Annotated in this window: 12 protein-coding genes; 10 read left to right on the top strand and 2 right to left on the bottom strand. The window is 29.8% G+C overall.

Annotation, left to right across the window (positions count from 1 at the left end):
- The first annotated feature begins 39 nt into the window (after nt 1-39).
- From DZ68_RS0103365 to DZ68_RS09970, 10 genes are all read left to right on the top strand, one after another.
- Entirely contained in the window at nt 40-276 is a 237-nt protein-coding gene (locus tag DZ68_RS0103365; RefSeq protein ID WP_024787244.1) for a glutaredoxin family protein, read from the top strand.
- Nucleotides 273-1,136, top strand: coding sequence for a DUF89 domain-containing protein (locus DZ68_RS0103360; RefSeq protein WP_024787243.1), 864 nt, complete (start codon nt 273-275; stop codon nt 1,134-1,136). Before DZ68_RS0103365 ends, DZ68_RS0103360 begins: the two co-directional genes overlap by 4 nt.
- Nucleotides 1,133-2,413, top strand: a complete 1,281-nt coding sequence (locus DZ68_RS0103355) for an AAA family ATPase (protein ID WP_024790721.1) — start codon at nt 1,133-1,135, stop codon at nt 2,411-2,413. The genes DZ68_RS0103360 and DZ68_RS0103355 overlap by 4 nt, the downstream gene beginning before the upstream one ends.
- Before the next feature lie 73 nt (nt 2,414-2,486).
- Nucleotides 2,487-2,939, top strand: a complete 453-nt coding sequence (locus DZ68_RS10430; RefSeq protein WP_156921097.1) for a hypothetical protein — start codon at nt 2,487-2,489, stop codon at nt 2,937-2,939.
- Between the two features lie 9 nt (nt 2,940-2,948).
- Nucleotides 2,949-3,815 (top strand): glycine--tRNA ligase subunit alpha, encoded by an 867-nt coding sequence (glyQ, locus tag DZ68_RS0103345; protein ID WP_024787240.1) that lies wholly within the window; start codon nt 2,949-2,951, stop codon nt 3,813-3,815.
- A gap of 13 nt (nt 3,816-3,828) precedes the next feature.
- Nucleotides 3,829-4,545: a Nif3-like dinuclear metal center hexameric protein gene (locus tag DZ68_RS0103340; protein ID WP_024787239.1), complete on the top strand. Its 717-nt coding sequence runs from the start codon at nt 3,829-3,831 to the stop codon at nt 4,543-4,545.
- A gap of 26 nt (nt 4,546-4,571) precedes the next feature.
- A complete protein-coding gene (locus DZ68_RS0103335; RefSeq protein WP_024787238.1) occupies nt 4,572-5,303 on the top strand; it encodes a zinc ribbon domain-containing protein in 732 nt (243 codons plus the stop codon).
- Nucleotides 5,304-5,313: 10 nt separating this feature from the next.
- Nucleotides 5,314-6,483, top strand: a complete 1,170-nt coding sequence (gene waaA, locus DZ68_RS0103330; RefSeq protein WP_035907053.1) for a lipid IV(A) 3-deoxy-D-manno-octulosonic acid transferase — start codon at nt 5,314-5,316, stop codon at nt 6,481-6,483.
- A gap of 61 nt (nt 6,484-6,544) precedes the next feature.
- Entirely contained in the window at nt 6,545-6,844 is a 300-nt protein-coding gene (locus tag DZ68_RS0103325; RefSeq protein WP_024787236.1) for a DUF167 domain-containing protein, read from the top strand.
- Nucleotides 6,834-8,453 carry a helix-hairpin-helix domain-containing protein gene (locus DZ68_RS09970; RefSeq protein ID WP_035907051.1) on the top strand — a complete coding sequence of 540 codons (1,620 nt, stop codon included), beginning with the start codon at nt 6,834-6,836 and terminating at the stop codon, nt 8,451-8,453. The genes DZ68_RS0103325 and DZ68_RS09970 overlap by 11 nt, the downstream gene beginning before the upstream one ends.
- On the opposite strand, the gene DZ68_RS0103315 is transcribed toward DZ68_RS09970, so the two are convergent.
- Both DZ68_RS0103315 and DZ68_RS11290 read right to left on the bottom strand, forming a co-directional pair.
- Nucleotides 8,436-10,214: a 6-hydroxymethylpterin diphosphokinase MptE-like protein gene (locus DZ68_RS0103315; protein ID WP_024790720.1), complete on the bottom strand. Its 1,779-nt coding sequence runs from the start codon at nt 10,212-10,214 to the stop codon at nt 8,436-8,438. The genes DZ68_RS09970 and DZ68_RS0103315 overlap by 18 nt on opposite strands.
- Before the next feature lie 37 nt (nt 10,215-10,251).
- Nucleotides 10,252-12,840: a flagellar hook-basal body complex protein gene (locus DZ68_RS11290; protein WP_024787234.1), complete on the bottom strand. Its 2,589-nt coding sequence runs from the start codon at nt 12,838-12,840 to the stop codon at nt 10,252-10,254.
- Nucleotides 12,841-12,874 lie beyond the last annotated feature (34 nt).

Raw genomic sequence — 12,874 nt, 5'->3', positions numbered from 1 at the left:
TAACATTTAACATTTAAAATTATATAAAAAGGAGTGTAAATGGCAAAAAGAGTGGTTTTATTTACGGCTCCTGGATGTGTCTGGTGCAGCAGGGCCGAACAGTTTTTTAGAAAAAATAAAATCAGGTTTAATAAAGTTGATATAAGTAAAGACCCTAAAGCAGCCAAAGACTGTGAAAGGCACGGATGCAGGGGGGTGCCCGTAATTTTGGTGGGAAGCAGATGGATTTGCGGCTTTAATGAAGCGGCTATTAAAAAGGAGCTTGGAATTAAATGAAAATAAAAAGAGATTGTTACGTATGTATCTATAATCAGGCTTTGAATGTCACCAAAAGACTTAATTTGGATGAAAACAAAGCAAGTGATATATTAAGGGGTGTCGCTTTGATTTTATCCAAATACGATTTATCTTTTACCCCTCCCGATATCGCTAAAGAAGTTTATGAATATATCAGAAAAAAATTAAATATAAACGACCCTTTTAAAAAAGAAAAAGAGATTTCAATAAAAGAGGCCTTAAATTTTAAACCGCTTTTGGAAGAAAAATTAAAAAATTCCAAAAACCCTCTTTTCGATGCCTGTAAGATTGCCATTGCGGGAAATATAATAGATTTGGGAGTAAACCAGGAGTATGATTTAAACAAAGAAATTGAAAATATTTTTAATATGAATTTTATCCATAATGATTTTAATAAATTAGAAAATAAATTAAAAAAGGCTAAAACATTGTGTTATCTGGCAGACAATGCGGGAGAAAATGTTTTTGATGAAATTTTAATCAAGGTGATTAAAAAAATATATCCAAAAATAAAAGTTTATTATTTAGTAAGAGGAAAACCTATAATTAATGATATAACCGTTAATGATTTAAAAGGCTCTGAAATCAGTAATTTTGCCGAAATTATTGATACGGGAGTGGATACTCCGGGATTTAGTTTAAAATATGCAAATTCCAAAAGCAAGGAAATATTTTATAATGCTGATTTAGTAATTAGTAAGGGAATGGGTAATTTTGAAGTTTTGTTTGGTGAATGCGGAAGGGAAGTCTTTTATCTGTTTAAAGTAAAATGCGGTGTAGTAGCAAATGCATGCGGATGTGAAAAAGGCGATAATGTAATATTGAAGGGCAATAAATGAACTTAAAGCTTAAAAATATTGGAATGATAAAAGAAGCTGATGTAAAATTAAATGGACTAACTGTGATAGCAGGGGAAAATGATACAGGAAAAAGTACTGTTGGGAAAAGTTTGTTTTCTTTAATAAAAACTACTGAAATGTGCAGAGGTGCTTTTTTTTATTCTGTTAGAAATAGACAAATTTTATATAATCTTGAAAATTTTAAAAATCTTTTAAATTTTATATCAAAAAATAAACAAGAATATGATGAAAATGCTAATAAAGTTAATATGTTAAAAGAAAAAATAACAAAACTTTTAGAAAATAAAAATATAAATATAGATAAAAAAAAAGAAATTGAAAATATTTTTAAAAAAATTGATTTTAAAAACAATGAAATAAAAAAACATTTTTTAAAATTAAAAGAAGATATTTTAAAATTTTTTGATTTTAAATATAAAGATGATTTTAGGATTGGTACTTTAAAAAAAATTATAAATTATTTATTTGACGGAGAAATAACAAATAAAAATTCTACAGAGTCCAAAATTGAACTTGCAACACTTTCTAAAAATACAACAGTTATTTTTAGAAATAATGAAATAGTAAAATTTTATGATGGAGGAAAAATTTTTACAGATGCCACATATATTGATTCTCCTGTAATATTTCAATTAATCGATTTATTAAATGAAGAAGAAATTGCGTCTAAAGAATATATTCCCACTATTAAAGATTTAAAAAGAAAATTATCAGGACTTTCTTTTGATCCAAGAGACTTTGAATTGGAAAAAAGTTTTGATTTACTCATTGAGAAAATATCTCAAATTATAAATGGAGAAGTGATAGTAAAAAGTGGCAAGTTTGAATTTAAAAGAAACAATATGACATATTCTATAAAAAACACAGCTACAGGCATTAAAAGTTTTGGAATTTTAATGATGCTTTTGAAAAAAAGGTGGTTATTAAGAAATTCAATACTTATTTTGGATGAACCGGAAGTACATTTACATCCGAAATGGCAATTATTATATGCAAAGATAATCGTAAAAATGGTAAAACAAAATTATTTTTCAATTCTTGTTAATTCCCATTCTCCATATATTATAGAAGCTTTAAAAAAATATGCAGAATTGTATAAATTAGAAAATATTGATTTTTATTTAGCGGAAAATGAAAAAATTTTTAAAATAGAAGATTCTAATGCATTAACATTAGAAAGAATTTTTCAAAAATTGAGTGCTCCATTTAATGAATTTGATAAAATAGATGAACAGTTAATGGAAAAAAATGGCTGAATTGTTTTTTTGTTTAAAAAAATTATGTGAAACTAATTCGATAAATTGTTTCAATGTTTTGAAACAAATTTCAATGGATAGCGCTAAAAAGGTACATTTATGTGATTGTGGAGATAAAAGGTTTGATTTTGATTATTTCGTGGAGAATTTTTTTTCACATCCTTTACCAAGTAGTGTAGATACAATATTTTTTGATGAAAATGAAAAAAAATTATTTTTAATAGAATTTAAAAATCAAAAATGCAGTCAAATAGATAATGATGAAATAAAAAAAAAGATTTTAGATTCAATTGAAGTATTAAAATCAATTTCTAAGAAAAATTGTAATTTAAAATTTAATAATTATGAGTTATATGTAGGGATTGTTTATAATGATGAACCACAATGGAAAAGGGGTATTTGCAAAAATACTATTCAATTCGGTTTAGAATATTTAAAAGAACAACATATTGTAAAAGATGTTAAAACTAATGATATAAAATGGTTTCAAAAAGAATATTTTAAGATTAAAAATTTTGTAAAATAAGGAGAATGAATGTATTTTAGTGATTTATTATTAAAACTTCAGGAGTTTTGGAAAAATAAGGGATGTAATATTGTAATGCCTTATGATTTTCCAAGTGGGGCCGGGACGTTTCATCCGGCAACTCTTTTAAGAAGTCTTGGAAAAGGTGCTTGGAATGTGGCATATGTGGCGCCGAGCAGAAGACCGACAGACGGAAGATACGGTGAAAATCCAAACAGGCTGGGGGCTTATTATCAGTTTCAGGTTATTATGAAACCGAGTCCTGAGAATATCCAGGATATGTATTTAGAATCTCTCGAATATTTAGGATTAAATGTTGCTGAACACGACGTAAGGTTTGTGGAGGATAACTGGGAATCACCCACACTCGGAGCATGGGGTCTCGGATGGGAAGTTTGGCTTGACGGTATGGAAGTTACCCAGTTTACATATTTTCAGCAAGTCGGGGGTATTAAAACATTTCCTGTGCCGGTTGAAATCACATATGGTACGGAAAGACTTGCAATGTATCTTCAGGGAGTTGATAATGTATTTGATATAAAATGGAATGAATCTACAACTTACGGAGATATGCACAAAAGAAGCGAATATGAATTTTCAAAATACAATTTCGAAGTGGCCAGTGTTGATATGCTTTTTAGATGGTTTGAAGACTGCAGAAATGAAGTAAAAAAATGTATAGAAAATAATTTAGCGCTTCCTGCATATGATTATACAATAATGGCCAGCCATGTGTTTAATGTGTTGGATGCGAGAAAAGCTATTTCCCAAACAGAAAGGCAAAATTACATTTTAAAAATAAGAGAGCTTGCCAAAATGGTGGCCGAGAAATATGTGGAGAGTGAAAATGGTGAAAGTAGTGAAAGTAGTGAATAGTGAAAGGTAATATATGAAATTAAAGGATATCTATAAATTTTTGGATGAAATAAGCCCTTTTTCACTTCAGGAAGAGTGGGACAACAGCGGAATAAATGTTGGTATAAATGAAAAGATTGAAAGGATATATTTATCTCTTGATATTGATGATAGTGTAATTGAAAAAATAAAGCCGAATTCATTGATTATTACGCATCATCCTTTGATTTTTAAAGGTATAAAAAAAGTAAATTTCAATTCTTTTTCTACAAAATATTTAATTAAACTTATCCAAAAAAACTGTTCATTAATTGCAATGCATACCAATTTTGACAAAACACATTTAAATAATTATTTTGCTAAAAAAATTTTAGAAATAGAAGGATTTCAGGAAGATTTTGTTTTTTACAGTGAGGTTTATATGAAATTTGACAAACTGGTTAACTTAATAAAAGAAAAAATGAAATTAAAATATATACGGGTAGTAAAAGCCAATGATTTTGTAAAAAAAGTTGGAATTACAACAGGCAGCGGAATGAGCTTATTAGACCAGATAAAAGCTGATTGTTTTTTAACAGGGGATATCAAGTATCATGAAGCTATGGATGCAAAAGCGAGAGGAATCAGTCTGATTGATGTAGGACATTTTGAAAGTGAAAAATATTTTGCGGAAGCATTATACGATAATATAAAAGATATGGAGATTGAAATTATAAAAATCAATTCAACTAATCCGTTTGACTTAATTTGATATAATTCCAATAAAAAAGGTCAGCAATGAATAAATTTTTAAAAGAGTTAATAGAACTCAACGGATATGAAAGGAAATTAAAAGAACTCGAACCTGTTGAGATTAATATTAAAGCTCCTGTAACCAAACTTGAAAACCAGAAAAAAGCTCTTGAAGAGAGACTTGAAAAACTTGAAGAAGAGATTAGAAATATTAAACTAAAAAAAAGTAAAAACGAATTATCAATAAAAGAACTTAAAGATAAACTTATTTCTATAGAAGAAAAACAGAGTAAAGCAAAAACAGAAAAAGAATTTAAAGCGCTTCAAATAGAAGAGGAACTGGCGCGTGAACAAATTGAAGCGGCAAACGAAGAAATTGCAAAATTTGAAAAACAGCTTGAACTTAAAAATGAAGAAAAAGAAAACATAAAAAAAGAGATTGAAAAAATAGATTCTGAAATCACTGTTTTGAGTGTTGATGTTGAAAAAAAACTGGAAACAGTTAAAAAACAAAAAGAAGCGATTTATAAGAAAAAAGAAAAACTTATAAATGAAATGAATCCTCAAATTTTCAGATTTTATGAAAAAATTAAGAGATGGGCGGGTATAACGGCTGTAACTCCTGTCAGAAAACAGGCATGCAGCGGTTGTAATATGAAAATCAGCGATAAAGTTTATACAGAAGTGATTAAAGGTGAAGAAATAGTAACTTGTCCTCATTGCGGAAGAGTGTTGTTTGTTGAAGAAAGCGAAGATAGTGAAAAAAGTGAGCAGTGAGTTATGAGTAGTGAAAAATGTAATATTTAATTTTTTTTATCTTTTTTTTCTTTTTATTTTATATTTAATTTCAATTCCTTTTTTAATTTATCTCAGCTTTAAAAAAAAATACAAAAAATCTATCCCCTCCAGATTTTTTCTGATAAACAACTCGCCTTTTACAAAAAAACTACATTATTTCCATGCATGTTCCCTTGGTGAAACAAAAGCATTAAAACCGCTTATTGAGCAGTTTGACGAAGTTAATTTAAGTGTAATAACCAACACGGGTTATGCCGAAGCAAAAAGATATAAAAATGTTCATCTCAGATTTTTGCCGTTTGAGATTTTTTTACCTTTTTGGCTAAAACCTTGTAAAACTTTAGTGGTAATGGAAGCCGAATTATGGTATATGTTTTTTTATCTTGCAAAAAGAAGATGTAATAAGACGGTTTTACTAAATGCCAGAATCAGTGAAAAAAGTTATCCCAAGTATCTTAAATTTAAATGGTTTTATAAAAAAATTTTTGAAAATATTGATATTGTTTTGGCACAAAGCGCGGAGGATAAAAAAAGGCTTTTGAATTTAGGGGCAAAAAATATAAAAGTTACAGGAAATATAAAGACATATTTTAATCCAAAAATCACAACCGAGTTTATTAAAAAAAAGCCTTTACTAATTTTGGCTTCAACACATAAAAATGAAGAAGAGCTGATTTTGCCAAAGCTTGATTTAAATAAATTTCAGGTTGCTGTGGTACCAAGACATCCGGAAAGATTTGACGAAGTATATAATATTATGAAAAAGTATGGGAAAGTGGAAAAAATAAGTGAAAAGTTTAATAATGGAAAATGGAAAATGGAAAATGGAAAATGGAAAATTAATATAGATGAAGATTTAGTATTAATTGATAAGATGGGAGAGTTGATTAATTTATATCAAGTTGCCGATATTGTAATTTTAGGGGGGAGTTTTGTTGATAATGTTGGAGGGCATAATCCGGTTGAGGCTGCTTATTTTAACAAACCCATAATCAGCGGTAAATATTATTTTAACCAAACAGCGTTATATAACGAAGTTGAAAATATTGAAATTTGTGAAATTGATGAAATTAAAGAAAAAATTAAAGCGGCAAAGATTACTAAAATAAAAAATATTCTAAATTTAGAAGAAATTATTAATATAATTGAAAATGGATAATTTATTTAGTGAATAGTGATTTGTGAGTTGTGAGCAGAAAAAGATAAAATAAAGGACAAAGATGGAAAAAAATTTTTATGAAATAAAAGATGATAAGGTTATAATTTATGTAAAAGCGCAGCCAAATTCTTCAAAAAATAAAATAGCAGGTCTTTATGGGGACGACAGTTTAAAAATAAACATAAAAGCTCCTGCTGTAGAGGGTGCGGCAAATAAAGAATTGGTTAAATTTTTATCCAAAACATTTAAGATTCCCAAAAGCGATATAATAATAAAAGGAGAAACAAGTAAAAGGAAGCAAATTATATTGCCGCTAAATGTTAAAATAAAAGAATTTTTAAAGGAATACAATGAGCAATAGTGAAATTGCCAAGATACTTTCTCTTACAGCGGATTTGCTTGATATAAAAGGGGAAAATCCGTTTAAAGTAAGAGCATACAGGAATGCCGCAAGGCTTGTTGAAGGAACGAGTAAAGATTTTGAAAAGCTAGTAAAAGAGGAGTTTGATTTAACAAAATTGCCTGGAATAGGGCATGATTTGAGCGAATATATAAAAGAAATAGTAATTACAGGAAAATTTTCCAAACTGGAAGAGCTTAAAAAACAGATTCCTCTGGGACTTATCGATATGCTTAGCATTGAAGGCCTCGGTCCAAAAAGAATAAAAGAAATTTATGACGCTTTTCATATTACAAGTCTTGAAGAACTTAGAAAATATGCCCAAAACGGTGAGCTTGATAAACTTCCCGGATTTGGCCCTAAACTGATTGAAAAAATATTAAAAGGCGTTAAGCAGCTTAAAAAAGCCGGTATCAGATTTTTATGGGCCGATGTTGAAGAAGTGGCAGAAGAAATCAGAAAATATTTACTTGATTTCCCAGGTGTTGAAATTGTAGATATTGCCGGAAGTTACAGAAGGAGAAAAGAAACAGTCGGAGATTTGGATATTTTGGTTATTGCGGATGATTATATGAAGGTAAGTGAATATTTTACAAAATATAAAAGGGTAAAAGAAGTATATTCAAAAGGTTTAACAAGAAGTACGGTTTTTTTGGACAATTCTCTTCAGATTGACCTCAGGGCGGTTACAAAAGAGAGTTACGGAAGTGCTCTTCATTATTTTACAGGAAGCAAAGCCCACAATATAGCAATAAGAAAAATGGCAATAGATATGGGGCTAAAAGTAAATGAATACGGAATATACAAAGGTACAAAAAGAATTGCCGGAAAAAGCGAAGAAGAAGTGTATGAAACAATGGGGCTGAGATATATAGAACCTGAACTCAGAGAAAACAGGGGGGAAATTGAAGCTGCTAAAAATAATAATTTACCAAAACTTGTGAGGGAGGATGATATAAAAGGCGATTTAAAAGTTTATTTTAATAAAAACATTAAAGAAATTATCGATGAGGCTGAAAAAAAAGGTTATGAATTTTTGGGAATTTGTACAAAAAATATTGAAGATTTGGAAAAAATAAAAAAATTAAAATCAAAACTGAAAATTTACAGTGCTATTGAATGCAAAATAGATAAAAACGGTGAATTAAATTATTTAAAAGATAAAATTAAAGATTTTGATATAGTTTACGGAAGTGTGGAGGATAATTTTAATTTAGATAAACCTACCCAGACAAAAAGAATAATCAACGCTTTAAATCATATTGATATTTTATCACATCCAATTTGCAGAAAAATTCAGGAATTTGACGGAATCGATATTGAGTTTGAGCAAATATTAAAAGCAGCTAAAGAAAAAAATAAAATATTCGAAATTGACGCAAGAAGAGACAGGCTTGATTTGGATGATTCTAAAATAAAACTTGCAAAAGAAACGGGTGTAAGAATGTGCATTAATTCTTATGCTACAAATAAAAAAGAGCTTTATAATATGAAATACGGATTGAATCAGTCAAGAAGAGGCTGGGCTGAAAAGAAAGATTTAATTAATACGTTAAAAAATTTTATTTAAAATTTCATTAAATTTAAAAATTTCTTTTTTTATTATTTTTGTGAGTTTATTATAATTTTTAAAATCTATTTTATACGAGAGGATATATAAATTATTTAAAATATGGAATAAAGAGCCTCTAAGAAGCAAAAACCCTGATTTGTCGATTTGCTCATATGTTTTAATCAAATCTTCAAGCCCTTCAATAAGCGATGTAAGCTTTTCTTTTGAATCAATTTTTATATCCATAGCTTTGCTTATTGCCAAAAGCAGATTTTTAATATCCGGTTTTTCATCTTTATAATCAGTTTTATTAAAACAGTTTATTATTTCTCGTATATATTTTTCTTTATCAATAAGGGGTAATTTTTTGTCTTTTATTGGAACTGAACCCTCAATATAAGCGCCGTCACTTAAATTATAAACATTTGTCTGTTTTTCTTTTATTAATTTTTCTATATTGCTTTTGCTGCTTAAAAACAATGAATCGCTATATATATCATCACTTAAATTTCCTTTTACTTTAATCCCTTTTTGTTCTGTGTCTTCTTTATTGTCATAAAAACTTCCATATGAATGTTTTCTCTCCCCCAGTCTGAAACCTAAATCCATTCCGCATAGATATATTTCATTACTAAATTCACTTGCAAATGCCATACCTGTGTTTCCGACTATTGGGGAGGAATATTTTAAAGTAAAATAATTGTTTTCCTGTGTAAAAGCTTCCCTGATATACATTAAAGGTTTTTTTGCCATTTGGAAAATTTTTTGATTTACAACACTTGCTCCTAAGAAATAACCCCTGTAATTTGGTAATATATCTTTTAAAGCTTCAATTAATGTATCTATTCTTTCCTGTTCTATATGAAAATCACTTTGCAGTCCTGCTTTTATTAAAGGTTTAAGCGCAGTTCCTACTGAAATTATTATCATGGAATCTTTGTTTTTTTTAATAAATTCAATATTTTTTTCCAAACTTTTTCCATTGGCTGCTATACAAACAGGAATATTTAATTTTTTTGATTTATTTAACAGAGGATATCTCCCAATATTTTGCAAATGATTTTTTATTCCTTTTATTTCATCTTCGAAAGTTCCCCATCCTCTGTTTTTTAAAACGGAAATTTTATTAAATTTATTTTTGGCATCTATTATAAATTTGTTTTCATAGGTGGTGAGGGTGAATCTGGCAAAATTTGAAGTTATGATTCTTTCAAAATAAAATTTTTCAATTGCAAAATAATTAATTTTGTTTTTTATGAAAACAAACAGTTTTCCCCTTAATTTTTTATAAAGTTTTTCATAATCTATAAAATACAGACTTATTGCAAAAAATTCCGGTTCCGGTTCATATATAAAAAGAGACTGAAAATTATATTTTTGTGCTAATATTTCTATATGTTTGCCTGATAATAATCCTAAAATAACAGTTGCAGGTAAAAAATTATTTTCAAAATAAAATCCATCGGTATAATTTAAATTTTTAGCTTTGTCAGTTAAAGAATTTACTATTTTGCCTGTTAAATAAAATTCTTTTTCATCTAATTTTTCTGGATTAATATAAAAAAAATTTTTTTCCCATAAAGAATTTTGTACAGGATTATATGAAAATATGATTGAATCTTCATCAATAGAATTCGGATAAAGATAAGTATTTGTTTGTGTATCAAGTATATTATTGTTTACAAGCTGGTATCTTCTTGTTTTTATTGAAGTTATTAATTTATAAAACGAAGGAATATTTTGATAAAAAAACTTTATATTTTTTTGAAAAAGATTCATAATTTCTCCGCTAAAACAGAAGTTTTAGCGAATTATACTATCTTTTAAGCTGTAAAAGCGTATTTAACATCTCATCACTTGTTGTAATAGTTTTTGAATTTGCCTGGAAACCTCTTTGAATTACAATTAACTGAGTTAAACTTCTGCTTAAGTCAACATTGCTCATTTCAAGGCTGCTTGGTTGAATTGTCCCTCTTCCCCCCGTTCCGGCAGTCCCTACTATCGGTTCACCTGAATTTGGCGAAGAGCTGAACAGAGTTCCGCCCTCACTCATTAAGCCTTCATTATTAACAAATTTTGCTAATGCAACCTGAGCAAGGGAATAACTTCTGCCGTTGGTGAATACCCCTATTACCGTTCCTGTCTGATCAACTACCAAACTTTGCAAATCTCCTCCCGGATAACCGTTTTGAGTCTGTCCGCTAGTGGAACTAGGTGCTTCAAAAGATGTGATTCCGTCAAATTTGCCAATGTTTCCTAAATCAAGCTGTATGGCCTGTCCTGAATTGGCTCCATTGTTAGGATTAAATATTAAACTAGGAGGATTATAGGAATTTAAACTTCCGTCAGGATTGAATTTTACATATCCGTTTGCCGGCTGATCAAGAGACGAAGGTGCCGGGACATCGGCATACCATTTCCAAACTGTCGGATCGTTCGGATTTTCAGATGTATGTGCTTTTCTGAAATGAAGTGTTAAAGTGTGCTTGCTGCCAAGCGAATCAAACACATCAATGCTTGTTGTGTGAGTTGCGGCATTAATAGCCTGTGAAAAGGTTGATCCTCCTGCTGCCAAACTTCCGTTTATCGGTGAAAAAGCTTCCGTAAATAAATTATTGTCTTTTTTATCATCCGGATAACCAGATAAATTTATATTAAATGAATTTGCTGAGGTGTTTTTTATATTTAATTTTCCGTTTTCATCTATTGAAACAATACCGCTGTTTCCGGATGTTGAATTTGAAGTATCTCCGCTGTCATCTATCGCCAATTGCCATACATATGCCAAATCCTGAATATCGTGAAAATAATATGTGTCATTTTTATAAAATGTATCTGTTGATGTGCCGCTGCCCAAAGATTTGAAAATTTGAGACAATTTCCCAAGAGGGGTGTTTGAATTTGAATCGTTGATTGTTCCATTGGAATCTTTTAATTGTACATTTTTAATAATATCCTGGGTTTCTTTCATTTTACCGTTTTCAAAACTTACATTGTCATTTATATTATTGCTTGTAAAATCTGAATTCAAAAGGCAGCATAAATCACTGAATGTCTGGAAATCTTTTCCATAAACATATGTTAAGGTGTCATCTATTGTTCCGTCTGCGTTTTTATCAATTTGAAATGATATTTTTTGATTGACATTCATAAATGCACGGTTATTATCATCTTTTGTTGTGGAATTATATAACCAGTGAAGCCCTTCATTCGAATCAGAAACGGTATTTTCCTTTGGCTGATAAGACCCGCTTGCACTTCCGCAGCCTTCGGTTTCATTTATAGGTGTTTTTGAATATATGAAATTTCTTGTTTCCCCAAGTCCGTTTATATTAACTTTAATTCCCTGTCCTTCTTCTATATTAAACGCATCACCGCTTGCATTAAAAAGCTCGCCTACATCGTCGGCACCGATAAAACTGTTTTTTAAGGATTTCATAGGCTCTGTAGTGGTTGAGGGTCCGTTTAAACCTTTGAAAATATTTTCTAATTCCGTATTGGTAGATGAAAGTGTGGTTTCTGTTTTTATTTTGTTTTCTGGATCCACAATTTGTCCGTTTCCGTTTAAATAAACTTTGTATTCTGATGATGGTTTTGTACCGGTCGGATCTTTTATTATTTCATTGATTTCGTCTAATAAATCTTTTATGGTGGTAAATTTTCTGTCTGTATTTGATGTGCTTTTTCCGTAAGTAAATGTATAATTGTTTATATTTCCATTTGCGTCTTCTATTGCCAAAGTCAAAGTGTCTTTATCAGGGGTTAAAGATAATTTTTCACCATTTGCATTATATAATCCGCTAATATCTGCAGTCTGATCAACAGTAGGTCTTGTTCCGCTCATTTCTTTAATATGAACCCCACTGTTTAGATTTGCTTTTATTTGAATTTTACTTGTAGCGTTTGCCGGTGTGGTAAGACCTGGTGGAATAGATATCGGCTGAACCCCTTTTGCGGTATCTATTGTATGTGTGTCCGGGTCTGCAAGCCATCCTTGTACTATCATTCCGTTTGGGTCAACAAAATTACCGTTTGCATCAAATGTAAAATCTCCGGCTCTTGTATATTTATATGTTTTTCCTCCGTCTCCACTCACAACAAAAAAACCGTCTCCGTTAATTGCCATATCTGTATTTTTATCGGTATTTTGAATACTTCCTTGTTTAAACAATGTTTCAACTGCGCTGACACTTGTTCCAAGGCCTATCTGAAGTGAATTTTTTCCACCGAGTTTTCCCTGTGGTGCTGTAGCGCTTTTTACTGTTTGGCTTAAAAGATTTTGAAAATTGGTTCTAGAGTATTTAAATCCCACAGTATTTACATTTGCAATGTTGTTGGCTTCCACATCCATTGCAACCTGATGAGCGTTTAGGCCGCTAACCCCGCTCCAAAGACTTCTCATCATGATTCATTCCTTTAAATAAAGTTTTTTTTATCAA

The sequence above is a fragment of the Lebetimonas sp. JS085 genome, assembly GCF_000523295.1.
GTDB lineage: Bacteria > Campylobacterota > Campylobacteria > Campylobacterales > Nautiliaceae > Lebetimonas.
This window is presented reverse-complemented; position numbering and strand designations above follow the sequence as displayed.

Coding starts and splice junctions, on each gene's coding strand:
- DZ68_RS0103365 (WP_024787244.1), top strand. CDS start 40: ATGGCAAAAAGAGTGGTTTTATTTACGGCTCCTGGATGTGTCTGGTGC.
- DZ68_RS0103360 (WP_024787243.1), top strand. CDS start 273: ATGAAAATAAAAAGAGATTGTTACGTATGTATCTATAATCAGGCTTTG.
- DZ68_RS0103355 (WP_024790721.1), top strand. CDS start 1,133: ATGAACTTAAAGCTTAAAAATATTGGAATGATAAAAGAAGCTGATGTA.
- DZ68_RS10430 (WP_156921097.1), top strand. CDS start 2,487: ATGGATAGCGCTAAAAAGGTACATTTATGTGATTGTGGAGATAAAAGG.
- glyQ (WP_024787240.1), top strand. CDS start 2,949: ATGTATTTTAGTGATTTATTATTAAAACTTCAGGAGTTTTGGAAAAAT.
- DZ68_RS0103340 (WP_024787239.1), top strand. CDS start 3,829: ATGAAATTAAAGGATATCTATAAATTTTTGGATGAAATAAGCCCTTTT.
- DZ68_RS0103335 (WP_024787238.1), top strand. CDS start 4,572: ATGAATAAATTTTTAAAAGAGTTAATAGAACTCAACGGATATGAAAGG.
- DZ68_RS0103325 (WP_024787236.1), top strand. CDS start 6,545: ATGGAAAAAAATTTTTATGAAATAAAAGATGATAAGGTTATAATTTAT.
- DZ68_RS09970 (WP_035907051.1), top strand. CDS start 6,834: ATGAGCAATAGTGAAATTGCCAAGATACTTTCTCTTACAGCGGATTTG.
- DZ68_RS0103315 (WP_024790720.1), bottom strand. CDS start 10,214: ATGAATCTTTTTCAAAAAAATATAAAGTTTTTTTATCAAAATATTCCT.
- DZ68_RS11290 (WP_024787234.1), bottom strand. CDS start 12,840: ATGATGAGAAGTCTTTGGAGCGGGGTTAGCGGCCTAAACGCTCATCAG.